The following is a 23,250-nucleotide window of genomic DNA, read 5'->3' on the forward strand; positions in this document are numbered from 1 at the left end:
CCATAAAAAAAGGCGACCAACCGGTCGCCTTTTGTCTCGCGAGTGTATCGCTCCCCTTACCGGACGCCCTCGGCGCGCAGGGCCGAAGGTGTGAAGTCGGCCGCCTTGGCTTCGAAGCCGAATTCGAAGCTGTGCTTCTCCTCGTTCTTCATGCCCAGGGCAATGTAGCGACCGGCGATGATGTCGTAGAGCGCTTCCAGGGTGTAGGCCTGGGCCTGGTGATCGTAGTAGTACTGGGCATGACCTTCGGCCACCCGCCACAACTGTCCGCGACCGTCGTAGTGATCGGCCAGCGCCACTTGCCAACTGTCCTCGTCGATGTACATGTGGCGCTTGGCGTAGATATGCCGCTCACTCGGTTTGACCGTGCCGATCACTTCCCAGACCCGGTGCAGTTCGTAACGGGTCAGGTCCTGATTGATGTGCCCGGCCTTGACGATGTCGTCGTACTTGAGCTTCGGCGAATCGAGTTTGTAGCTGTTGTACGGAATGTACATTTCCTTCTTGCCAACCAGTTTCCAGTCGTAACGATCCGGCGCGCCGGAGAACATGTCGAAGTTGTCCGACGTACGCAGGCCATCGGCGGCAGTACCCGGGCCGTCGTAGGCGACTTGCGGCGCACGGCGAACCCGGCGCTGACCGGCGTTGTAGATCCACGCCAGACGCGGTTCTTTCACCTGGTCGAGGGTTTCGTGCACCAGCAATACGTTGCCGGCCAGACGCGCCGGGGCAGTCACGGACTGCTTGAAGAAGGTCAGCACGTTGGCCGCCTGCTCCGGATCCAGTTCCTTCATCAACTGCGGTACGGCGATCTCTTCCTCGAAGCGGATCGGTGTGTAGCTGCCGTTGGTCTGCGGGGTCACCTGGGTGATGATCCGGCGCAGGTTGCCACCGTGGTAACGGGTGATGTGGTTCCACAGCACCTCGACACCGTTCTTCGGAATCGGGAAGGCGTAGTAGCGATTGCCGGTGAAATTGGCCAGGCCGTTGCCGTCGTTGATCGAGGTCACGTTCAGTGCGCTGCGCTTGGCCGACTCGTAGATTTCCGGCGGCACGGCGACGGTGCGGTGGGTCGGGTAGACCGGAATTTTGTAGGTGTCGGGATAGCGTTTGAACATCGCCACCTGGCCTTCGGAAAGCTTGGCCTTGTACTGGTCGACGTTGGCCGCGGTGATGGTGAACAGTGGTTTTTCGCTGGCGAACGGGTCGGCGAGAAAACCTTTGCTGTCCACCGCCCCGGCGTTTTTCGGGATGCCACCGGTCCAGGCCGGAATCGAGCCATCGGCGTTACCCGCCTTTTCGGCGCCCAGCGGCGTCAGGCTGGTGCCGAGTTTCTCGGCCTCTTGCGGCGACACCGCCGCGATCACGTTGGCGGCCAGCAGACTCAAGGCCAGGACACCGCATTGCAGAATCATCTTGCGCATTGATTTCATCCTTCTCGGGCAGATCAGAAGTTCACGCCGAAGCTCAGGGCCACGAAGTCACGGTCGGTGAGGACGTTGTAATCGCCGCCGAAAAAATCGGTGTAACTAAGGCTCGCGGTGTAGGTGTTGCGGTAGTCGGCATCGACCCCGACGCTGATTGCCTTGGCGCCTTCGTTGAACAGCCCGTTGGGGCCGTAACCGGAGACGTCGTGGGACCAGGACAGGTTAGGCTTGAGGTTGATCCCGCCGATCACGTTGGCGTAGTCGAGGATGGCCCGGGCGCGATAGCCCCAGGAGGTCGACGTGACGAACCCGCCGGTGTCACCACCGAAACCGTACTGGCCGTACACCGAATCGCGGCCGTAACGCAGCTTGCTGCGCGACTCCAGACCACCGACCCGGACCACCGCCGCCTCACCGACCACGGTCAGGCGTTCGGCGCCCAGCACCTGATCGAAGAAGTGCGTGAGGGTGCTCTGCAGTTGCGTCACTTCCTTGCGCCGATAACCCTTGTTGTCGGCGCCCGGCGAGGTGGTCAACGGGGATGCCGCGCCGCCAGCGATCGGGTTGAGCAGCGCCAGCGTCAGGTCGTTGGTGTTGACCTGCACCGGGGCGTTGGGGCGGTAGCTGAGCTCGCCGGTCCACGCAGTGCCAGTGGGCAATGTGGTGGCGAAACTCGCGCCATACAGACGGATGTCTTCCGGGTATTCGAGGTAATACTGACCGCGTCCGAGCATCACGCTTTGCGCCAGCCCGGAACCGCTGCCGGGGGCCAGGCGATTGGCGGTGCTGACCATCCCCGGCAGCGCCGCCAGAGTCGACAGGCCCGCCGTGGTGGTGCCCACCGTGGGCGTACGGCTGTGGTAGTTGAGGAAATAGAGGCCATATTCGGTATCGTCGCCGAGCCAGCGCAGCGCCGTACCCCACTGCCCGGAATCCCGTGCATCGCGATCACCGCCACGGGGCACGACGACGCCTTCGCGCGTGACTTCAATGGGTTGTCCGAAAGCGGCGGCCACCGGTGCCAGCGGGGCGATCGCCGGATTGGCGACGGTGTAACCATGGTTGCAACCATCCGCCGCGACGTCGACACCGAAGAAGGTGCCGCAGTTGTCGAGAACGGTCTGGTCCCACTCCAGTTGATAGAAGCCTTCGACCGAGAGCTTGTCCGTCAGGCTTTGCGAGCCGAACAGCATGTTCACCGGAATCAGGCCTTCCTTGATCTCCGCGCCGGGCCGGCGGAACGCCGAAACGTCGATCGGGTTGATGCTGTTGATCGAGTTGCCGATGAAGGTACTTTCGCCCCAGCTCACCACCTGCTTGCCGGCACGCACGGTGCCCGGCAGATCGGCGATGGAATAGTTGTGATAGACGAACGCATCAAGAATCTGCCCGCCGGAAGACTTGGCGCCTTCCTTGCGGCCCTTGTCGCTGATGGGCTTGAACTCGCGGTCTTCGTCCTTGAGTTCGAAGTCGTACCAGTACTTGCCACGTACGAACACACCGGTGTCGCCGTACTTCAACTCAAGGTCGTGGATGCCCTTGAAGATCTTGGAAAAGGTCTCGCCCTTCTTGAAGTTCAAGCGCCCGTCATCACCGGTCGAAGACTGGCCCGTACCGCCATTGACCGTGCCGACCAGTGACTTGTCCGCATCGCGCATGCCCCAGCTCGCGCCGACCGACAGCGATGAGTCGAACGTGCCTTCGATTTCGCCGATGTTGAAATCGATCGCATGGGCCTGGGCACAGCAACCCAAGGCGACCGCAGCCGCCAGCGCCTGCGGTTTGAAGATGGCGCGCATTGTTGTTTTTGTCATGCGTCTTCCCCGGTGAGTGACAGAAGGCCCCACCCTACTGCCGCCACACGGGGACGATAAGCGCACCAAGGAGGTATTCGCGCTGTCGCCCGAAAGGATGAATCCCCGCCTGGAACGGGGCTTGCCGCGAGGCATGGGCAAGCTGGATAACCCATGATCAATTCAACGGATGATGCCCACCTCAAGACGCAGCACTGTTACATGCCCCGTAACAGTGCATGTCCGGAATCGCTATTTTTCCTTTGGCTTCAAGCCCTTATTCTGAGCGGGCTTTCACGGCAGACCGCCACGAAGCACAAAGCCCGCGACCGAGTCGTCGGCAACCGATTTCTGATGGACCGAAGCGTTTTTCGCTCCATCGCCCCCGTGTTCACTGACGTTGATTTGTAGCTCCTTGATCCAACGTCTTACCTTGGCCGCTGCGTTTGCAGCGGCCTTTTTTATGGGCGATGGTTTATCGCGCCGAGTCAGCAATCAGTCACTCCCCCCGCCACTGTCAGATGCTTCCTGAATCCTTTTCGGAAACTTCCTTATTGAAATAACGAACAACTTCTATTCGTTATTTATCACCGAATTTTCTGCCGCACTCTTCTGTAACTGCCTACAGGACTCTCGGACCCGCACCCGAGGTTTCACCTGTAACTTCTAATGGCAGAACAACTCATCACTTTTAAACAGCGCACATTCAAAAGGATATGAATATGCAAAGGCCTCCAGCATGGGAGCTGACCGAGCCTGTCCACACGACAGCACCAGCGCCTCCCGGCTACAACCCGTTACCGGCAACGACATTCGATGTCAGCAGCAGCGGCGCCTTTCAAAGGCCGCCTGCCTTTGCGGGCAACGTACATATCGTGAAAGGCACCGCTCAAGTTCTGGATCAGGAGTTTCAGGCCAGAGCCAGTCAACTTGCACAAACCCTCGAACATGAACTTGCCGCCGCCAGACTTGAAGTTTCAACTCACCCACTGCCGCCCGCCGAGGCAATCATTCGCGAGCTCGGTGTTCGCAATACGCTGATGGCGCGCAAGACTGCCGAGTTTCATCGCCAGACCGCCTTGGGCAACACGTTTTATGGCAGCGATCCCCTGAACCGGCCGTTGAACGATTTCACCGCGCGAGCGCGAACGATGGAGCGCCCTCTCAAGCCTGATGGCATTGCCTTTCAGACCTGGTCGTTCTCATACCGGGCCGCTCACGAAGCGAGGCTGTTGTCGCAATCGTTGCAGTTGCTCAACCAGCAGCAAGTCAATGTGCTCAACTGGCTGGCGACCGTTCAGGCCAACGATCAAGCACGAATCGCTGCAGAGCAACAAGCGCAGAGAGCTGCTGCCGAACTGGCGCGGATCAATGAACAAGCTCGACTTGAAGCGCTGGCACAAGCTGCACGCGTAGTGGCCGAGCGAGAGCGCGTTGCCGCCGAACAACACCGTCAGCAAGCACTCGCAGAGGCGGCACGGCAGCAAAAGGAACAAGAGGAAATCCAGGCTCGTGAAGAGGCGCGCCTTGCAGCGCTGGCTGAAGCACAACGGCTCGCCGCTGAGCAGGCGCAAATCGCCGCCGACGCTGCCGCGCAACAGATTGCTGCCGAACAGGCACGTCTGCAAGCGCAAGCCGATGCTCAGCGCCGCAATGAAGAGCGCCGGCTGCTGGCTGAAAAAACACGGCAGGAAAAACAACAGAAAGCGCTGCGAAAGGCACAGAAAAGACGCCGTAAAAAAGCGCGCAAGAACGCCAGGGAACAAGCCCGAAGGCAAGCAGAAAACGCCCTGAGCGGACAATCTGCCGTCTTTGCCAATGCCGGATCGATGGCCGCATTCGGCCCGACCTTTACCGGGCCGCTCGGTGTTTTTGGCAACAACCCGGCAACCACGCTGGCACTCAGAACGTCGCTGCGAACGGCGGTGTCCCTGGCGCTGGCGGCCATCTCCACAGCGGCTGCACCAGTGATCGTCGGATTCGCCGCTTTGCTCGCTCCTTCGGAACTTGGGAACGGCGACCTGTTTGCTGCAAGTGTCCCGCTATCAGAACTTGCGCCTGATTTGGACACCGACCTGTACGAACTGGCGACGACCGGCGGTGAAGTCGATCTGCCGGTCAGGCTTGGCTCCAGAACGTCAGGTAACAGAGTCGAAGTTGTCGTCGTCAGCACCGATGGCGTGACAGTCCCCAGCAAAGTGCCGGTGGTACTCGCACGCTTTGACGTACAGAAAAACACTTACATTTCCACTGCTAATGCAAGCGACTCCAAAGGCCCTGTCGTCACTTGGACGCCGTTGGTAAAACCGCTGAATCCTTCGACAGATTTGCCAGTCGCCGACACAGACTTGCCGAACTACGAAGGCGCCGATGTCACGCCTGACAGCGGACGGATCGATCCATTTCCTCAGCTTGATCAGTACGGGTTTGATGGATGGGTTACGGTTTTCCCGATCGACTCTGGAATACCGCCGATTTTCACGATGTTTCGGGATCGGCGGCAGGATCCCGGTATCGCCAGTGGGATAGGGCAAACGGTTTCAGGCAATTGGTTGGGAACAGCTGCGACGCAGCAAGGTGCGCCGATTCCGACGCAAATTGCGGATAAGCTCAGAGGTAGGGAGTTTTCGAGTTTCAGGGCATTTCGCAAGGCGTTTTGGAAGGCGGTAGGGAATGATCAAGCGTTGTTTGAACAATTCACCCCTTTCAGTAAATTTGACATAAAAAAGGGCCTCTCACCAACAGCTCCCAGGTCAGAACAAGTGGGTGGAAAAACAAAACTGGATATACATCATGTCGTACCTATCGCTGAAGGTGGTTCGGTTTACGATCTAGACAATCTTCGTGTATTAACTCCAAAACGACACATTGAAACCCATTCCGAAATGAGAAAACCAAAAAATGAAATTCAAGAATAAATTTGAGGAATATACGGAAGCCGAATATGTAGCACTTATTAATCGGCTGGTCGAAGGTGATTACTCATCAGAAAAAGAGCATGACGCTATCGTCGACAACATTGTAAAAACCTCGGAGCACCCAAATGGAACGGACGTTCTTTACTACCCGGAAGAGGGTACGGACGACAGTCCGGCAGGAGTTTTAGAAACCATCAAGGCTTGGCGCGCTGCCAACGGAAAACCCGGATTTAAAAACGAAGAATAGAAAGCAAACAACGAGCAGGCAACTCATGCCTGCTCGTCTCTCTATGTATTACAACGAATACTTCTGCAAATTCGCCATCATTTCCTTCAGCGCCTCGATATTGTCCTTCGGATGCGCCGCCCCTTCGAAATCACAGATCTGCTGCCAGTGCGCCGCCACCTCTTCCGGTGAGAACCCCACGCGCGGATCGAAACCGGCGCCCAGGCTGCGCTCCCAGCGCACCTTGCCCATCCAGCCGCCGCCGACTTCGAACAGGCCCGAGGTTTCCTGGCATTGCTCGCTGGCCAGGTACACCACCAGCGGGCTGACCAGTTCCGGTTTGAGTTGTTCGAACACTTGCGGCGGGATCAGGCCTTCGGTCATGCGCGTGCCGCCGGTGGGGGCGATGGCGTTGACCAGGATGTTGTTCTTGCGACCTTCGATGGCCAGCGTACGGGTCAGGCCGTAAAGACCGAGTTTGGCCATGCCGTAGTTGGACTGGCCGAAATTGCCGTAAATGCCCGAGGTCGACGCGGTGAAGATCACCCGGCCGTAGTTCTGCTCGCGCAGGTGCGGCCATGCGGCGCGGGTCACCTTGTAGGCGCCTTCGACGTGGACGCGATAGACCAGATCCCAGTCGGCGTCCTCCATCTTGTGGAAGGTCTTGTCGCGCAGGATCCCGGCGTTGTTGACCACCACGTCGACGCGGCCGAACACATCGAGGGCGTTCTGCACCAGTTTGTCGCCGTCGGTGACCGAGTCATGGTTGGCTTCGGCGATGCCGCCGGCCTCGCGGATTTCCGCCACCACGCGGTCGGCGGCCGAGGCGTTGGCGCCTTCGCCCTGGGTCGAGCCGCCGAGGTCGTTGACCAGCACTTTGGCGCCCTGTTTGGCGAACAGCAAAGCATGTGCGCGTCCCAGGCCACCGCCGGCTCCGGTGACGATCACGACTTTATCTTCGAAACGCACAGACTCATTCATCGAGGCAACTCCAGCAGGCCTGAGGGACAGTGTCCCTGAGTGTCAGGCACAGAGCGTGCGGTCACAACGAACACGGCTGAGGCTGAATGGTGCGCGATAAGGCTGGGGGATGATGAAACCGTGCAGAGGCGCAAAGCGCCTCCGCCCTGCGATCAGGAACACGCCACCTTGCGCGGCGGCAACACGAAGTGATCGCGAAATTCGAGGTAGTGCTTGAGCACCTGCACCGGCGCTTCGCTTTGCGGGTAATGACCGATGCCCGGCAACAGCACGGTGTCCGCGTCGGGTATCAGCTCGCGATAACGCTCGACCATGTGCGCACCGGAAATCGGATCGACTGCGCCATCGATCACCCGCAACGGCACCTCGCCGCGCTGCATCGCCGCGACCCAACGATCACGCTGCACCCGGCGTTCGGGGATGTAGGTGATCAGTTTGTGCATGATTCGCGGCCCGCGATTGCACTCGATCAGGCTCCAGAAATCATCCATTTCACTTTCACTGGGCCGGGTGTCCGGGCCGAAGATCTGATGGAAACTCTTCACCAGTGCATCGCGGGTAAACGCGCGTCCGATCATCCAGCCCAACGGGCTGAGCAACAGTTTTTGCGTCAACAATGGCCGATGGGTTTCCGGAAACAGACCACCGTTGAGGAACACGCAACTGGCGACTTCGATCAGGTCATCGTAATGCCGGGCCAGCAGTTCCTGGGCAACGCTGTCGCCATAGTCGTGAGCCAGAATGTGCACTGGTTGCTCGACCTGCAGATGAGCCAGCAAGGCCTGTTGCAGGTCGGCCTGCTCCAGCAGGCTGTAGGTGTGACTCAGCGGTTTGGCAGAGTCGCCGAAGCCGAGCATGTCGCAGGCAATCACCCGGTAGCGCTGGGACAGTGGCTGCCACAGGTAATGCCAGTCCCAACTGGCCGTCGGAAAACCGTGGATCAGCAGCAGCGGTTCGCCCTGCCCGGCCGTCCAGTAGCGGATCGGCTGGCCACGGAAGACAAACGTCTGGCTGCGTTTGCGCCAGGCACTCAGAGGAATCTCGGCGAGAGGCATTACAGTTTATACCCCGGGTCTTGTTTATCGAGTTTGCGCAGCAGTGCCGGCCAGGCCAGTGCGCCGCCCATCCCTTGAGCACTTTTGGTGACGCCAGCGATCATCGCCTTGGCGCCTGCCAGAATCTGCGGTTCGATGGCGATCAGTTCGGCACCGCCGGTTTGCGCCATGACCTGGATGTCACAGGCACGCTGAAAGGTGAACATCATCAGGAACGTGTCGGCGATGGTGCCGCCGCAGGTCAGCAAGCCGTGGTTGTGCAGCATCAGGAAATTGTTTTCGCCGAGGTCAGCCTGCAACCGGGCCTTCTCTTCGTGATTGAGCGCCACGCCTTCATAAGCATGAAAGGCCAGGCTCGACAGCACGAACAACGATTGCTGACTGATCGGCAACACGCCCTGTTTCTGCGCCGACACCGCAACGCCGGAAGCGGTGTGGGTATGCAGCACGCAGGCCACGTCATGCCGCACTTCGTGGACGGCACTGTGAATGGTGTAACCGGCGGGGTTGATCTCGTAAGGGCTGTCCATGAGCTTGTTGCCGGCCTGGTCGACCTTCACCAGACTGGACGCAGTGATCTCATGGAACATCAGGCCGAACGGGTTGATCAGGAAGTCTTCGGTGCCCGGCACCTTGGCCGAGATGTGGGTGAAGATCAGATCGTCCCAGCCATGCAGGGCGACCAGTCGATAACAGGCGGCGAGATCGATTCGGGTCTGCCACTCCGCGGCACTGACCTGGTCTTTGACATTCAAGGAAGAAGGGACGGGGGCTACGCTCACTGTATGCACCTCTGTTTTTGTTTTTTTCGGCAGGTGTCAGCAGTCTAGTCAGCCCCGGGGGATCGCGTAGTTGCATTGGCAGCCAGCTTGATGACTGAACGAGTCAGCCACGCCAGCCGCTTGGATCCATGTCAAAGCAACGACGCCAACAAAGGCGCGGCGAACAGATTGAGCAGCCCGGTGAGCACCATGACCAGCCCCGCCACCGAACCTTCTTCGCCCCCCACTTCATGGGCGCGACTGACGCCCGCACCATGAGCGCCCACGCCAAACAGGGCGCCGCGCGCCAGGGCACTACGCAGCGGCAGCCACTTGAGCAGCACCCCGCCCAGCATCGCGCCGAACACCCCGGTGAACATCACGAACACCGCCGTCAGTTCGGGCACACCACCCAGATCCTGCGCCAGCGGCATGGCAAACGGCGTGGTGATCGAGCGCGGCACCAGTGACAGCGTTACCGAACTGTCCAGCGCCAAGGCCCTGGCCAGGCCAAACGAAGTCGCAATCGACGCCGTACTGCCGGCGAGCATGCCCAGCAGCAACGCCGACCAGTGACGCACCAGCAGACGCCGCTGTTGCCAGATCGGCACCGCAAACGCGACGGTGACCGGGCCGAGCACCAGCATCAGCCAATGGGTGTTGCTGGAGTATTCGGCGTAGGCGGTATGCAGCGGCACGGCGAGGGCCAGCAATAATGCGGGGACCAGAATCAGTGGCGACAGCACGTAGCGACCGGTCCGACGATACAGCCAGCGACTGAACAAGTAGGCCAGCAGCGTGAATGCCAGCCAGAACATCGGCATCAGTTCAAGCTTCATGGGACCGCCTCAGACGCACGGCCAGTTCCACGGTGAACGCCGTCACCAGCATCACCATCAGCGTACTGGCGGCGATCACCAACAGGATTCGCCAGCCGTCGTCACGCAGCAATGCACCGTAATCCAGCAGGCTCATCAAGGCCGGAATGAAGAACAGCAGCATCTCGGCCATCAGCAGTCCCGCGCCCATTTGCAGCGCCGCCGGCTTGACCCACCCGAACGCAAAAGCCAACAGCAGCAACGCCATGCCGATCACGCCGCCGGGGATCGGCCATGCCAGCCACGCAGCCAGTTGGCAGCCGAGCAGATAGAGACCGAGCAGAACGGCCAGTTCGGCCAGCAGGCGAGAGAGATATTTGAGTGTTGAGGCGTTCATGGTTGGGCTCCTTTCAGGTGCCTATTTTACGAACCGGACTGCCATCCCCGAAGCGAATTGTTAGACTCAAAGCCATTCCAATCTGGAATCAGGCCATGGAATTCAAACAGCTCAAAAGCTTCGTCGAAGTCATGCATCAGGGCGGTTTCACTCAGGCGGCAAAAACCCTGCACATCAGTCAGTCCGCCGTGAGCAAGCAGATCGCTCAGCTCGAACAGAGCCTGGGCACGCCGCTGCTCGAACGACTCGGCTCGCAAATACGCCTGACCGCCGCCGGCAGCGTAGTGCTGCAACGGGCCGAAGACATGCTGCGCCTGCGCAATGAATTGCTCAGCGAACTGGATGACCTCAGTCATCTGGCACGCGGCGAGTTGCGCCTCGGTTTGCCGTTGCTGGGCAGCGACGCGTTGTTTGCCGGGCTGTTCGCCGAGTACCGGCGGCGTTACCCGAACATCAGCGTACAGTTGCTCGAAGGTGGCAGCCGCAATATCGAACAGGCGGTATTGAGCGGTGAACTGGAACTGGGCGGCAGTCTGCGGCCGAAAGACCCACAGTTCGACTTCCAGCCCTTCTGCGATGAACCGCTCGATGCGCTGCTGCCGGTGGATCACCCGCTGGCGGCAAAAGGCGAGATCGCTCTGGAGGAATTGGCTGAGACGCCGTTCCTTTTGTATCAGCGCAGTTTCGTGCTCAACGATCGTTTGCTTCAGGCGTGCCAGCAGATGGGCTTCACCCCGAAAGAAGGTGGCCGTAGCGGCCAGGCGGATTTTCTCGCGGCGCTGGTGGCCGCCGGGCAAGGCGTGGTGCTGCTGCCGAGCGTGGTGGCACGCGGTCTGGTGCGGCCAGGCGTGGTTCGCCTGACCTTGAACGCGCCGGATTACCTGCGCTGGGACATCGCCTTCATCTGGCGCCGGGGCGCGTATCTGTCGAAGGCTGCACAAGCCTGGCTCGCGCTGTTGCGCGAACGCGGGATCAGCCCTTGAGCGTGGCGATCAACTGTTCCAGCCAAGGCTCGGCGTCGGTTTCCGGGGTGACGCTTTCGCTGGCGTCGATGCGCAGCATGTCCTGCACTTCACGCACGCCGAGTTCGCCGAACAGCTCACGCATCTGCTCGCCGCCGCCGCAGAAAGTGTCGCCGTAACTGGCGTCGCCCAGTGCGATCACCGCGCCAGGCAAGCCACGCCAGGCCGCCGGCAGCTGATCGCGGAGGGTCGAGTACAAGGGTTGCAGGTTGTCCGGCAACTCGCCCATGCCCGTGGTCGAGGTCACGGCCAGCAAGGCTTCAGGGCCAAAGGCCTGGAGGTCGGCGAGGCTGGCACGCGAGTTGTAGAAGGTTTCAAAACCGGCGGCTTTCAACAGGCTCTGGGCGTGGCGGGCGACTTCTTCGGCCGTGCCGTACACCGAGCCGGAGAGGATGGCGACTTTCATCAATCTGATCCTGAAACTGAAAAAAAGAGCGGCGATAGTAACAGCCGGCGGCGCAATGTTGCGATTGGCTCTCGATAAGCGCTGATGGCCAGTAGACAGCGCCGATTGATCTTCTAGAATGCCTGCCACCGACACCCTTGAAAGGATTCAAAGATGATCAATGCCAGCCTGCTGCAGATGGTGATCAACGCGTCGAACGATGGAATCGTGGTGGCCGAACGGGAAGGTAAAGAGGACAACATCCTGATTTACGTGAACCCGGCTTTCGAACGCCTGACGGGTTACACCAGTGAAGAGATCCTGTATCAGGATTGCCGTTTTCTGCAGGCCGGAGACCGGGACCAGGACAACCTGCCCCTCATTCGAGAGACCCTGCGCAATAACGGCTCGTGCCGCGAGATTCTGCGTAACTACCGCAAGGACGGCACACCGTTCTGGAACGAGCTGTCGCTGTCGACGGTAAAAAACGCTGACGATGGACAGACTTACTTCGTCGGCGTGCAAAAGGACGTGACCGTTCAGGTCAAGGCGCAGCAGCGAGTGGCGCAGCTGGAAGCCCAGGTCGCGGCACTCGAGGCAGAGCTGGCAGCCATCAAAGCGACGAACGGCGCAAACAAAACAGCGAACTAAGTGTCATTAACTACAATCACCAATGACTTTGTAATTATTTATTTCGAGCTAGCCATGCAACGCGACGCCCTCCTGACCCAGGACGAGCTGGATTTTATCCAGACCATGCAACACAACCCGCAGCTCAATGTGCGGGATGCGACGTCGAGCCTGTTGGTCAATGGTGGTTCGCAAATCCGTGATCTGCTCACGCGCCTGGCGGCCCATGAGCAAGTCACCATCCAGGCCAACTTCGAAAACCAGCAGATGACCTTTCCGCTGCATCTGGTGGAAGACGAATTCCACGCCCTGCATTTGCGCCTGGGTGTGCCAAGCATTTATGAAGACGGGCCGATGGTGCGCCCATGGCGTCTGACCCTTGAAGAACCGGTAGCGCTGGAGAATGCCAAGGGTCAACCGGGCATGCTGTGGGTTCACGAGGTTTCGCACAAAGGCGTGTTGCTGGAAGTGCGCAACAAGACCAAGCCACCGAAGCATTTCGCCCTGTGGTTCAGCCCTTCAGGCTATGAGCGGATTTCCCTGCGCGGCACCTTCGAACGGGAAACCGAAAGTGGTTTCTACGCCTACGACTTGAGCCAGAGCGACGCCGACGAGACCGAGCGCCTGCGCCAGTTCATCCTTCAGCAACATCGCCTGACTCACCCTGCCCTGCACACCTGAACCTCAGGTATCCAGCGTCCCCGCGAGAAACTGGTTCAGGCGCTGGCGCATGGTCGAACCTTCATTGCCCAGACAGCCCACCGATGAACCGGCCAAGCTGTCCTGTGCCAGATCCGACGCATCGCCTGCCAGCATCAACTGACAATCCAGGCTCAGGGCCAGGCGGTTCAGACGCCGGGGCAATTCGGTAGTCGGGGCGTGATTGGAAAACAGCACCAGCGCCTGCGGTTTGATTTTTTCGCAAACCAGCGTCAGCTCATCGAACGGCTGGCCGGTGGTCAACACACGAACGCCCGTGTCATTGCCACTGAGAAACAGCGCCGCCACCAGCAATTCGAGTTCACGGCATTGCCCGGCCAGGGCGCTGACAACCACCTTGCGCGGATGCGAGCCACGCAACACGACAATGCGCTGCAGCACCCGCGCCCTCAGGAAACCATCAAGGAACAGCCACTCGCTGGTTTGCCCGAATGAATCCTGACGCTGCAACAAGCGCAGCCACAGCGGCATGAGGATGTCCTGGAACACCACAGGCAGCGTGTAGGAAGAGAAAATCTGCCCGTAGACCCGATCCAGTTCCTGGTCATCGAATGAACTGACCGCGCGCTGGACCTGATCCTGCCATTGCAGATAGTCGGCCTGCACCATGTCATTGGGAATGATGTGCGCCAGCGCTTTCATCGGCTCGGTCTTGGCCAGGATCCTGCCGACCTTGCTCACCGAGACACCACGATCAATCCAGTCGACGATGCTGCGAACGCGCTCGATATCGGTCATCGAATACAGCCGGTGCCCGCTTTCGGTGCGTGTCGGCTGGATCAAACCATAACGTCGCTCCCATGCGCGCAGCGTGACCGGGTTCACTCCGGTCAGACGCGCCACTTCACGTATGGGGAAAAGCTCCTCGCGCTCAAGCGCAACAGATGCCTGCGAAGCAGGGCGAACGTCTGTAATGACAGGCATGTGTGCGGGCACGTCCTTGTTGGCGTTGTTAGCGTAGTTGGATCCCATTCTACTCCGGATGCCCCTCGTCGGTTCAAGCGATGAAACGGGACGAAACTCTCTGGTTTCGTCACAATAATCAGGAATAATCCTTGCTTGTCGAAAAGCGCAGCCCTCTACCCCGGCGCTGCGTCAGGCGAAGTTCCTACCCGGAACGACGCAAACGTAATACGGAGATACACGATGTCTACTTCCCCCGTCACGCTGATGGTCGCGCGTCGCGTCGCCGATGGCCGCTATCAGGACCTGATCGCCTGGCTGCGCGAAGGCGAACAACTGGCCACCGACTTTCCCGGCTACCTGGGTTCCGGCGTATTGGCTCCGCCTCCCGGCGACGATGAGTTCCAGATCATTTTCCGCTTTGTCGACGAACAGACCCTGCACGCCTGGGAGCACTCGGCCTCGCGCACCGCGTGGCTGGCCCGTGGCAGTGATCTGTTTGCCCACCCGACCGAACATCGGGTCAGCGGCATCGAAGGCTGGTTCGGTGCAGCCGGCGTGCGTCCTCCGCGCTGGAAACAGGCCGTGGCCATCTGGCTGGCGTTTTTCCCGGTTTCCCTGCTGTTCAACTTCGTGCTCGGTCCGCTGCTCGGTGAAATGAGCCTGTTGCCCCGCGTGTTCATCAGCACACTGTGCCTGACGCCGTTGATGGTCTATTTCTTCATTCCACTGTCGACACGCCTGCTGGCCGGCTGGCTCAACAGTTCCCCACCCCGTCCACTGCCTGGCGCGGCGTCCACGCAAAATCGCTGAAACCATCGCTCGCGTCGCTGTTATAGTTTTTGCTCTGACCTCGACGCGAGCCGTTCATGACCTCTTTTGCAGCTCCCATTCTCATCACTGGTGCCGGCCAGCGCGTCGGGCTGCATTGTGCGCAGCGGTTGCTGGAGGACGGTCACCGGGTCATCTTCACTTACCGTAGCGAACGTCCGGGCGTGAAGACGCTGAAGGACCTGGGCGCGATCGGCGTGTTCGCGGACTTTTCCAGTGAAAGTTCCATCCTGGCGTTCATCGCCGAACTGAAAACCCACACCGACAGCCTGCGGGCCATCGTCCACAACGCCTCCGAGTGGCTGGCGGAAAACGGGGACGACGAAGCCGAAGCCTTCACTCGCATGTTCAACATCCACATGCTGGCGCCGTACCTGATCAATCTGCATTGCGCCGACCTGCTGCGACGCTCGAACCCCGCCGATATCATCCACATCAGCGACGACGTCACCCGCAAGGGCAGCAGCAAACACATCGGCTATTGCGCCAGCAAGGCCGGGCTCGACAGTCTCACGCTGTCCTTCGCCGCGCGCTACGCCCCGTCAATCAAGGTCAACGGCATCGCGCCGGCCCTGCTATTGTTCAATCCCGACGACGACGCGGCATACCGCGCCAAGGCGCTGGCCAAGTCCGCGCTGGGCATCGAACCCGGCAGCGAAGTGATCTATCAGAGCCTGCGCTATCTGCTCGACAACCCTTATGTCACTGGCACGACCCTGACCGTCAACGGCGGGCGGCACGTCAAGTAAAACGCCCCCGCGAGGATGCTCCATGACCCGTTCCCTGCCCGAAAACTACCGCGAGATCCTGATCGGCCTCGGTGAAGATCCCGACCGTGAAGGCTTGCTCGACACACCGGTGCGGGCGGCCAAGGCCATGCAGTATCTGTGTCACGGCTATGAGCAGAGCGTCGACGAGATCGTCAATGGTGCGCTGTTTGCTTCCGACACCGACGAGATGATCATCGTCGCGGACATCGAGCTCTACTCGTTGTGCGAACATCACCTGCTGCCCTTCATCGGCAAGGCCCATGTGGCTTATATTCCGACGGGCAAGGTACTGGGACTGTCGAAGATCGCACGGCTGGTGGACATGTTCGCCCGCCGCCTGCAGATCCAGGAAAACCTCACCCGGCAGATCGCCGAGGCGGTCCAGCAAGTCACCGATGCCGCCGGTGTCGCGGTGGTCATCGAAGCCCGGCACATGTGCATGATGATGCGCGGTGTCGAGAAACAGAATTCGACCATGAACACCTCGGTCATGCTCGGCGCCTTCCGCGAGTCGAGCAACACCCGCCAGGAGTTCCTGCAATTGATTGGACGGAGCAAGTAAATGCCACAACTTCAACCGGGAATGGCGCGCATCCGGGTCAAGGATCTGCGCCTGCGCACCTTTATCGGGATCAACGAGGACGAAATCCTCAACAAGCAGGATGTGCTGATCAACCTGACCATCCTGTACGCCGCGCAGGAAGCGGTGCGCGACAACGACATCGACCACGCGCTGAACTACCGCACCATCACCAAGGCGATCATCGCCCACGTGGAAGGCAACCGCTTCGCGCTGCTCGAACGCCTGACCCAGGAATTGCTGGATCTGGTGATGGTCAACGAATCGGTGCTGTACGCCGAGGTCGAAGTCGACAAGCCGCACGCGTTGCGTTTTGCCGAGTCGGTGTCGATCACCCTCGCCGCCAGCCGCTGAGTGCGTCTGGCGCTTCAAGCGTCAGACTTTTATCATCCGCGCCACGATTTGACTGCACAGAGCCCATCATGACCGAGCAACAACGCCTCGAACTCGAAGCCGCCGCCTTCCGCCGGCTGGTCGCCCACCTGGACAGCCGCAAGGATGTGCAGAACATCGACCTGATGAACCTCTCCGGGTTCTGCCGCAATTGCCTGTCCAAGTGGTACAAGGCCGCCGCCGACGAGCGCCAGATCGACGTCAGCCTCGACGATGCCCGCGAAGTGGTTTACGGCATGCCGTACGCCGAGTGGAAAGCCCAATATCAGCAAGAAGCCAGCGCCGAACAACAAGCGGCGTTCGCCAAAGGAAAACCCAATGAGTGATCTAAACACCCTGCGCGCCAGCCTCAAGAGCGGCGAACACGTTTTTGCCGATACCCTGGCGTTCGTCGCCGCCGGTTACGACTACCAGCCTCAGGCGTTCAACAACGGCGGCGTGGAAAACGCGGCCGGGCAGAATGAAGGTTCGTGCAAGACGCTGGGTCTGGCGCTGCTGGAAGGCTTGAACGACGAAGAAGCGCTGCTGGCATTCGGCGAACACTACCGTTCGGTCGTGGCGACGCCTGAAGGCAGCGACCACGGCAATATCCGTGCGCTGATCCAGCACGGTCTGGCCGGTGTGAAGTTCGAAGCGCAGCCGCTGATCCGCCGCTGATTCCCTAGCGAATCGCGGGTACAAAAAAACCGGCCAATTGGCCGGTTTTTTTATGTCTGCAATCTTAGAACGAAGCGTTTTGCAGATCGTCCAGGTAACGCTCGGTGTCCAGTGCCGCCATGCAGCCGGCGCCGGCCGAGGTGATGGCCTGACGGTAAACGTGGTCGGCCACGTCGCCGGCAGCAAAGATGCCTTCGACGCTGGTCGCAGTGGCGTTGCCTTCACGGCCGCCCTGAACCACCAGGTAGCCGTCTTTCAATTCCAGCTGACCTTCGAACAGCGAGGTGTTCGGGGTGTGGCCGATCGCGATGAACACGCCGTCGACCTTGATTTCGTCGAAGCTGCCGTCGTTGTTCTTCAGACGTGCACCGGTCACGCCCATGTTGTCGCCCAGCACTTCGTCCAGGGTCGCGTTCAGTTTCAGCTCGATCTTGCCTTCGGCCACACGGGCGTTGAGCTTGTCGATCAGGATCTTCTCGGCGCGGAAGGTTTCGCGACGGTGGATCAGGGTGACCTTGCTGGCGATGTTGGCCAGGTACAGGGCTTCTTCGACAGCGGTGTTGCCGCCACCGACCACGGCAACCGGTTTGTTGCGATAGAAGAAACCGTCGCAGGTCGCGCAGGCCGAAACGCCTTTGCCCATGAACGCTTCTTCCGACGGCAGGCCCAGGTAACGAGCGCTGGCGCCGGTGGCGATGATCAGGGCGTCGCAGGTGTAGGTGCCGCTGTCGCCAGTCAGGCTGTACGGTTTGGAAGCGAAGTCCACCGCGTTGATGTGATCGAACACGATCTCGGTTTCAAAACGCTCGGCGTGCTCACGCATACGCTCCATCAGCACCGGACCGGTCAGACCGTGGACGTCGCCCGGCCAGTTGTCGACTTCGGTGGTGGTGGTCAGTTGACCGCCAGCCTGCATGCCGGTGATCAGCAGCGGCTTGAGGTTGGCACGGGCAGCGTAGACAGCAGCGCTGTAACCGGCAGGGCCGGAACCGAGGATGATCACTCGCGAATGACGGACTTCAGACATGAACCTGTCTCCTGTTGACCGGCCAATACATCAGGCGCGGACGCCGGACTGCCGGCGAGAATAAAAAAGGACTGTGGATAACCTTGGGGAAGGCATGAGCTCGACAGTCCTGTAAAAAGTTGGGTGCAGCGTATCGAGGGGGGCAAGATTAAGGAAATACGGTTTAACAATCCAGCTCATAGGTGGTCTCTATGCCGACACACTGACGAGATGGACGTCTTTGTTACAGTGAATGTCGATCCCGCTGCCGCGCTTTCACAGGTGATGCAAAGTCGGTAAGGTCGGCGCGATTTCCCTTGCTCGGAGCACCTTATGCCCGCCCCTGTTCTCTCAGGCCCGCAATACCTGCGTGAAGGCCTGAAACTGGTCTTGAGCCCTGGCCTGCGCCTTTTTGTGCTGCTGCCGCTGGTCATCAACCTGGTGCTGTTCGTCGGATTGATCTATTTCGCCGGCCACCAGTTCAGCCTGTGGGTCGATACCCTGATGCCGTCGCTCCCCGACTGGCTGAGCTTTCTGAGCTACATCCTGTGGCCGCTGTTCGTGGTGCTGGTGGCATTGATGGTGTTTTTCACCTTCACCATGCTGGCCAACGTGATCGCGGCGCCGTTCAATGGTTTTCTCGCAGAAAAAGTCGAAGTCGTGGTGCGCGGCACCGACGACTTCCCGGCCTTCAGCTGGGGCGAACTGATCGCCATGATCCCGCGCACCCTCGCCCGTGAAATGCGCAAACTGGGCTACTTCCTGCCGCGCGCCATCGGCCTGTTCATCCTCTCGTTCATCCCGATGGTAAACATCGTCGCCGCACCGCTGTGGCTGCTGTTCGGCGTATGGATGATGGCGATCCAGTACATCGACTACCCGGCGGACAACCACAAGCTGGGCTGGAACGAGATGCTGGCCTGGCTTCGGCAGAAGCGCTGGCAGAGCATGAGCTTCGGCGGGATCGTTTACCTGGCGTTGCTGATTCCAGTGGTGAACATCCTGATGATGCCGGCCGCCGTGGCCGGGGCTACGCTGTTCTGGGTGCGTGAGCGCGGTGCCGAAAACCTCGTGACGCAACGCTGAGGTCGCGTTCACAAATCCATCATCCGAACGTCACAACCACGACATGGCCTCAGCCGACACTGAGGTCATGACGACAGCTCTACACATCACTCTGATCAGCGAAACCTTCCCACCGGAAATCAACGGGGTGGCCAATACCCTTGGCCGCTTGTGCGACGGTTTGCGCGCGCGCGGGCATCGGGTGGAACTGGTGCGGCCACGTCAGGGTGACGATCCGCAGCGCAGTGAAGACGATGCGCTGCTGTTGTGCCGAGGCTGGCCGCTGCCGGGTTATCCGGGGTTGCAGTGGGGTCAGTCGTCGATGCACAAGTTGCTGCGCCGCTGGACACGCCAGCGCCCGGATGTGCTGTACATCGCCACCGAAGGCCCGCTCGGGTTGTCGGCACTGCGAGCCGCGCGCCGCCTGGGCATCGCCGTGGTCAGCGGCTTCCACACCAATTTCCAGCAGTACACCAACCAGTACGGCCTCGGCCTGCTGACACGATTGCTGACCCACTATCTGCGCTGGTTCCACAATCGGTCGGCGCTGACCCTGGTGCCGAGCGTCAGCCAGCGTCTGGAACTGGAACGACGACATTTCGATCGTCTCGCACTGCTGTCCCGAGGGGTCGACAGTCAGTTGTTCCACCCGACCAAACGCCTGAACGCCCTGCGTGAGCAATGGGGACTGAGCGAGCAGGACATCGCGGTGATTCACGTAGGACGCCTGGCGCCAGAAAAGAATCTCGGCCTGCTCAAGCGCTGCTTCGACAAGCTTGCCAGTGCTTATCCACAGCGCAATCTGAAGCTGATCATCGTCGGGGACGGACCGCAGCGGGTGGCCCTGGAAAAAGAATTGCCCGGGGCGATTTTCTGCGGCTCACAACGCGGCGAAGCGCTGGCAGCGCACTATGCGTCTGGCGACCTGTTCCTGTTTCCGAGCATGACCGAGACGTTCGGCAACGTCGTGCTGGAGGCGCTGGCCTCGGGTCTTGGCGTGGTGGCCTACGATCAGGCAGCGGCTGCGCAGCATATTCGCCACGGCTACAACGGCGTGTTGGCGATGCCGGGGGATGAAGAGGCGTTTTGCGATGCAGCGCAGTGGCTGCTGGAAGAGGATGAAACCTTGCGTTGCGTCAGATTGAACGCCCGCCAGCATGCCAGTCGCCAAGGCTGGGCGGCCATCATCGAGCAGTTTGAAAACCATTTGCAGGGAGCTTGCCGCGACCTGCGCGACAAGCCCCCCACTGCAATCAAACCAGCGTCATCAACGCCTCACGGCTGAACGGCAAAATGTCCTGCTCGCGGCCTTCGCGCACTTTTTGCGCCCAGTCCGGATCCACCAGCAACGCACGGCCCACCGCCACCAGATCGAACTCGTCATTGTTCAGACGCTCCAGCAGTTTTTCCAGACTGGCCGGTTGCGCGACCTTGTCGGTGTTGACCATGAACTGCAGGAACTCGCCATCCAGGCCGACACTGCCGACAGTGATGGTCGGTTTGCCGGTCAGTTTGCGCGTCCAGCCGGCCAGGTTCAGTTCGGAACCGTCGAATTCCGGTTCCCAGAAACGACGCGTCGAGCAGTGGAAAATGTCCACGCCAGCGTCGGACAACGGCTTGAGGAACTCGCCCAGCGCCTCCGGGGTTTGCACCAGACGTGCGGTGTAGTCCTGCTGCTTCCATTGCGAGAAACGGAAGATGATCGGGAAGCCTTCACCTACCGCAGCGCGCACGGCCTGGATCAGCTCGATGGCGAAACGCGAACGGTTGGCCAGGCTGCCGCCGTATTCGTCGGTGCGCTGGTTGCTGCCTTCCCAGAAGAACTGGTCGATCAGGTAACCGTGGGCGCCGTGGATTTCCACGCCGTCCATGCCGATGCTCTGGGCATCTTTGGCAGCCTGGGCGAAGGCTGCGATCACGTCCTGGATATCCTGCTTGGTCATGCCGTGCACCACGACCTGACCGTCCTTGAGTTTCTCCGTCGGGCCGTAGCCCGGCACGCTGGCATCCGGCTCGGTGCCGATGCGACGAACGCTGCCGACGTGCCACAGTTGCGGGACGATCTTGCCGCCCTCGGCGTGCACCGCGTCGACAACTTTCTTCCAGCCGGCCAGTGCCGCTTCGCCGAAGAACTGCGGCACATTCGGGTAACCGTTGGAGGCTTGGTGGCCGACGGTGGTGCCCTCGGTGATGATCAGGCCGACACCGGCCGCCGCACGACGACGGTAATACTCGATCACTTTGGTATTGGGTACGCCACCCGGAGAGAACGAACGGGTCATCGGCGCCATGACCACACGGGTCGGCAGTTCGAGGGCACCGAGCTGGAACGGTTTGAACAAGGCTTGAACAGGCATGGGAGGCTCCACGAAAAGGTCATCGACGGGCAGGTGATTCATATGACGGCGATAATATGCGGAGTTTCAACCAGCCGAAAGCATTATTGATCTGAATGATTAAGGGTCAAAAGACAGGCAAAAAAAATCGCAGCTCGATGGCTGCGATTTTCGCGTTTCAGCTCAGGGCTTTTTCAATCGCCGTAATCACCGAAGGATCATCCGGCGCCGTGCGCGGCGAGAAGCGGGCCAGTACACGACCATCCTTGCCGAGCAGGAATTTCTCGAAATTCCAGGTGATGTCACCGGGAAATTCGGCACCCTCGCCCGCCAGCAGGCGGTACAGCTGATGGCGATCGTGACCGTTGACTTCGAGCTTTTTCGACAACGGAAAACTCACGCCATAGTTGAGGCTGCAGAATTCCTGAATCTCCTGCTCGCTGCCCGGTTCCTGACCGGCAAACTGGTTGCACGGCAGGCCCAGCACACTGAAGCCTTTGCCTTTGTATTGCTGATAGAGGTTTTCCAGCGCCGCGTACTGTGGGGTCAAGCCGCATTTGGAGGCGACGTTGACCACCAGCACGACTTGGCCCTTGAAGGGTGCCAGCGGTAGCTCCTGACCATCCAGGGCTGTCAACTTAAGGTCGTGAAAAGCACTCATGACGAACTCCAGATTCCCGTTTTCTACTCGAAACAGCCACTTGGCGAGGCCACCAAGGACAGCCGCGGACTAAAAAGGCGCCCTCGGGCGCCTCTCCAGTTCTCTGAGCTTAGCGCAGAAAATCAGTGGTGATGGCCACCTTCGCCATGGACGTGACCATGAGCGATTTCTTCCTGGCTGGCGTCACGGATGGCAACGACCTTCACTTTGAAGTTCAGGCGCTGACCGGCCAGCGGGTGGTTGCCGTCGACGGTGACGTCGTCGCCGTCCAGGTCACGAATGGTGACGATCTGCATCTGGCCGTCCGGCGCCGAAGCGTGGAACTGCATGCCGACTTCCAGCTCGTCAACGCCTTCGAACATGCTGCGGCTCAGGGTGCTGACCAGTTCGGCAGCGTATTCGCCGTAGGCATCTTCCGGCTCGACTGCAACTTGCAGGTCGTCACCGACGGTTTTACCTTCCAGGGCTTTTTCCAGGCCCGGGATGATGTTGCCTGCGCCATGCAGGTAAACCAGCGGAGCGCCGCCGGCGGAGCTGTCGATGACCTCACCAGCGTCGTTGGTCAGGGTATAGTCGATGGAGACAGCCTTATTGGCGGCGATCAGCATGGGGCGAGACCTTTTGCATAAGAATATAGAAAGGCCAAGTTTAGCGAAGCAATCGCTCGAAAGCGAACACAACCCTGACAAACGGGATTCGACGATCACAGGCTTCCATCAGGACGAGGACGGTCACTGGGTGGCCGAACTTTCCTGCGGCCACACCCAGCACCTGCGTCACCAGCCGCCATGGCAGTCGCGGGCATGGGTGCTGGACGCAACGCAACGTATTGAAAAAATAGGCCAACCCTTTGCTTGCGGTTGGTGCGCTCAAGGCTCGGTTAGCGCTAACCTTGACGCCTGAAAAACCGGTGGA

General features: G+C 60.1%; 27 protein-coding genes. 14 read left to right on the plus strand and 13 right to left on the minus strand.

The window, feature by feature from the left end; genetic code table 11:
• Positions 1–56: 56 nt before the first annotated feature.
• Positions 57–1,424 carry a DUF1329 domain-containing protein gene (locus AC07N4_RS10175; RefSeq protein ID WP_425220356.1) on the minus strand — a complete coding sequence of 456 codons (1,368 nt, stop codon included), beginning with the start codon at positions 1,422–1,424 and terminating at the stop codon, positions 57–59.
• Positions 1,425–1,447: 23 nt separating this feature from the next.
• A complete protein-coding gene (locus tag AC07N4_RS10180) occupies positions 1,448–3,241 on the minus strand; it encodes a DUF1302 domain-containing protein (RefSeq protein WP_096819067.1) in 1,794 nt (597 codons plus the stop codon).
• 695 nt (positions 3,242–3,936) lie between these two features.
• Between AC07N4_RS10180 and AC07N4_RS10185 the strand changes: the two genes are divergently transcribed.
• Together AC07N4_RS10185 and AC07N4_RS10190 are read left to right on the plus strand one after the other, a co-directional pair.
• Entirely contained in the window at positions 3,937–6,138 is a 2,202-nt protein-coding gene (locus tag AC07N4_RS10185) for a pyocin-S2/colicin E7-DNase domain-containing protein (RefSeq protein ID WP_493065290.1), read from the plus strand.
• On the plus strand, positions 6,122–6,385 hold the full coding sequence (locus tag AC07N4_RS10190) for a bacteriocin immunity protein (protein ID WP_041475141.1): 264 nt from the start codon (positions 6,122–6,124) through the stop codon (positions 6,383–6,385). Before AC07N4_RS10185 ends, AC07N4_RS10190 begins: the two co-directional genes overlap by 17 nt.
• A 48-nt stretch (positions 6,386–6,433) precedes the next feature.
• On the opposite strand, the gene AC07N4_RS10195 is transcribed toward AC07N4_RS10190, so the two are convergent.
• The 5 genes from AC07N4_RS10195 to AC07N4_RS10215 all read right to left on the minus strand — a co-directional run bounded on the left by AC07N4_RS10195 (position 6,434) and on the right by AC07N4_RS10215 (position 10,376).
• Positions 6,434–7,345 (minus strand): SDR family oxidoreductase, encoded by a 912-nt coding sequence (locus AC07N4_RS10195; protein ID WP_102619459.1) that lies wholly within the window; start codon positions 7,343–7,345, stop codon positions 6,434–6,436.
• Positions 7,346–7,497: 152 nt separating this feature from the next.
• On the minus strand, positions 7,498–8,400 hold the full coding sequence (locus AC07N4_RS10200) for an alpha/beta fold hydrolase (RefSeq protein WP_493065289.1): 903 nt from the start codon (positions 8,398–8,400) through the stop codon (positions 7,498–7,500).
• The gene (locus AC07N4_RS10205; RefSeq protein ID WP_192559803.1) at positions 8,400–9,182 is read right to left on the minus strand and encodes a class II aldolase/adducin family protein; all 783 of its coding nucleotides are present in this window, start codon (positions 9,180–9,182) and stop codon (positions 8,400–8,402) included. Before AC07N4_RS10205 ends, AC07N4_RS10200 begins: the two co-directional genes overlap by 1 nt.
• Before the next feature lie 131 nt (positions 9,183–9,313).
• Complete coding sequence (locus AC07N4_RS10210) at positions 9,314–10,000, minus strand: LrgB family protein (RefSeq protein ID WP_192559802.1); 687 nt, start codon at positions 9,998–10,000, stop codon at positions 9,314–9,316.
• The gene (locus tag AC07N4_RS10215; protein WP_273537012.1) at positions 9,990–10,376 is read right to left on the minus strand and encodes a CidA/LrgA family protein; all 387 of its coding nucleotides are present in this window, start codon (positions 10,374–10,376) and stop codon (positions 9,990–9,992) included. Before AC07N4_RS10215 ends, AC07N4_RS10210 begins: the two co-directional genes overlap by 11 nt.
• Before the next feature lie 95 nt (positions 10,377–10,471).
• On the opposite strand from AC07N4_RS10215, the gene AC07N4_RS10220 reads away from it, so the two are divergent.
• Positions 10,472–11,359 (plus strand): LysR family transcriptional regulator, encoded by an 888-nt coding sequence (locus tag AC07N4_RS10220; protein ID WP_493065288.1) that lies wholly within the window; start codon positions 10,472–10,474, stop codon positions 11,357–11,359.
• Here AC07N4_RS10220 and AC07N4_RS10225 read toward each other — a convergent pair.
• The gene (locus tag AC07N4_RS10225) at positions 11,349–11,804 is read right to left on the minus strand and encodes a flavodoxin (RefSeq protein WP_096819050.1); all 456 of its coding nucleotides are present in this window, start codon (positions 11,802–11,804) and stop codon (positions 11,349–11,351) included. The genes AC07N4_RS10220 and AC07N4_RS10225 overlap by 11 nt on opposite strands.
• A 153-nt stretch (positions 11,805–11,957) precedes the next feature.
• Between AC07N4_RS10225 and AC07N4_RS10230 the strand changes: the two genes are divergently transcribed.
• Both AC07N4_RS10230 and AC07N4_RS10235 read left to right on the plus strand, forming a co-directional pair.
• Positions 11,958–12,434: a PAS domain-containing protein gene (locus tag AC07N4_RS10230; protein WP_096819048.1), complete on the plus strand. Its 477-nt coding sequence runs from the start codon at positions 11,958–11,960 to the stop codon at positions 12,432–12,434.
• A 54-nt stretch (positions 12,435–12,488) separates the two neighbouring features.
• On the plus strand, positions 12,489–13,094 hold the full coding sequence (locus AC07N4_RS10235) for a hypothetical protein (protein ID WP_096819046.1): 606 nt from the start codon (positions 12,489–12,491) through the stop codon (positions 13,092–13,094).
• A 3-nt stretch (positions 13,095–13,097) separates the two neighbouring features.
• Here the strand turns inward: AC07N4_RS10235 and AC07N4_RS10240 are convergent, their stop codons facing one another.
• On the minus strand, positions 13,098–14,057 hold the full coding sequence (locus AC07N4_RS10240; RefSeq protein WP_493065287.1) for a MerR family transcriptional regulator: 960 nt from the start codon (positions 14,055–14,057) through the stop codon (positions 13,098–13,100).
• Between the two features lie 222 nt (positions 14,058–14,279).
• Between AC07N4_RS10240 and AC07N4_RS10245 the strand changes: the two genes are divergently transcribed.
• From AC07N4_RS10245 to AC07N4_RS10270, 6 genes are all read left to right on the plus strand, one after another.
• Positions 14,280–14,849 (plus strand): antibiotic biosynthesis monooxygenase, encoded by a 570-nt coding sequence (locus tag AC07N4_RS10245; protein WP_102619453.1) that lies wholly within the window; start codon positions 14,280–14,282, stop codon positions 14,847–14,849.
• Between the two features lie 56 nt (positions 14,850–14,905).
• Positions 14,906–15,616, plus strand: coding sequence for a dihydromonapterin reductase (folM, locus tag AC07N4_RS10250; RefSeq protein ID WP_493065286.1), 711 nt, complete (start codon positions 14,906–14,908; stop codon positions 15,614–15,616).
• 22 nt (positions 15,617–15,638) lie between these two features.
• Positions 15,639–16,199, plus strand: a complete 561-nt coding sequence (gene folE / locus AC07N4_RS10255; protein ID WP_096819040.1) for a GTP cyclohydrolase I FolE — start codon at positions 15,639–15,641, stop codon at positions 16,197–16,199.
• Positions 16,200–16,571, plus strand: a complete 372-nt coding sequence (gene folX / locus AC07N4_RS10260) for a dihydroneopterin triphosphate 2'-epimerase (RefSeq protein ID WP_096819038.1) — start codon at positions 16,200–16,202, stop codon at positions 16,569–16,571.
• 68 nt (positions 16,572–16,639) lie between these two features.
• Positions 16,640–16,936, plus strand: coding sequence for a DUF1244 domain-containing protein (locus AC07N4_RS10265; RefSeq protein WP_102619451.1), 297 nt, complete (start codon positions 16,640–16,642; stop codon positions 16,934–16,936).
• Entirely contained in the window at positions 16,929–17,267 is a 339-nt protein-coding gene (locus AC07N4_RS10270) for a HopJ type III effector protein (RefSeq protein ID WP_493065285.1), read from the plus strand. Before AC07N4_RS10265 ends, AC07N4_RS10270 begins: the two co-directional genes overlap by 8 nt.
• A gap of 64 nt (positions 17,268–17,331) precedes the next feature.
• Here the strand turns inward: AC07N4_RS10270 and trxB are convergent, their stop codons facing one another.
• Positions 17,332–18,294, minus strand: coding sequence for a thioredoxin-disulfide reductase (gene trxB, locus AC07N4_RS10275; protein ID WP_085711762.1), 963 nt, complete (start codon positions 18,292–18,294; stop codon positions 17,332–17,334).
• A gap of 312 nt (positions 18,295–18,606) precedes the next feature.
• On the opposite strand from trxB, the gene cysZ reads away from it, so the two are divergent.
• On the plus strand, positions 18,607–19,359 hold the full coding sequence (gene cysZ / locus AC07N4_RS10280) for a sulfate transporter CysZ (protein WP_493065284.1): 753 nt from the start codon (positions 18,607–18,609) through the stop codon (positions 19,357–19,359).
• Positions 19,360–19,402: 43 nt separating this feature from the next.
• A complete protein-coding gene (locus tag AC07N4_RS10285) occupies positions 19,403–20,623 on the plus strand; it encodes a glycosyltransferase family 4 protein (RefSeq protein WP_493065283.1) in 1,221 nt (406 codons plus the stop codon).
• On the opposite strand, the gene AC07N4_RS10290 is transcribed toward AC07N4_RS10285, so the two are convergent.
• From AC07N4_RS10290 to AC07N4_RS10300, 3 genes are all read right to left on the minus strand, one after another.
• Positions 20,592–21,695 (minus strand): NADH:flavin oxidoreductase, encoded by a 1,104-nt coding sequence (locus tag AC07N4_RS10290; protein ID WP_493065282.1) that lies wholly within the window; start codon positions 21,693–21,695, stop codon positions 20,592–20,594. The two genes, AC07N4_RS10285 and AC07N4_RS10290, sit on opposite strands and share 32 nt — an antisense overlap.
• A gap of 157 nt (positions 21,696–21,852) precedes the next feature.
• Positions 21,853–22,335: a glutathione peroxidase gene (locus AC07N4_RS10295; RefSeq protein WP_007959082.1), complete on the minus strand. Its 483-nt coding sequence runs from the start codon at positions 22,333–22,335 to the stop codon at positions 21,853–21,855.
• 122 nt (positions 22,336–22,457) lie between these two features.
• Positions 22,458–22,943: an FKBP-type peptidyl-prolyl cis-trans isomerase gene (locus AC07N4_RS10300; protein WP_096819004.1), complete on the minus strand. Its 486-nt coding sequence runs from the start codon at positions 22,941–22,943 to the stop codon at positions 22,458–22,460.
• Here AC07N4_RS10300 and AC07N4_RS10305 point away from each other — a divergent pair.
• A complete protein-coding gene (locus AC07N4_RS10305) occupies positions 22,912–23,238 on the plus strand; it encodes a DUF3565 domain-containing protein (RefSeq protein WP_096819002.1) in 327 nt (108 codons plus the stop codon). The two genes, AC07N4_RS10300 and AC07N4_RS10305, sit on opposite strands and share 32 nt — an antisense overlap.
• The last annotated feature ends 12 nt before the right edge of the window (positions 23,239–23,250 follow it).

It is taken from the genome of Pseudomonas sp. GW821-FHT09E04 (assembly GCF_059416185.1).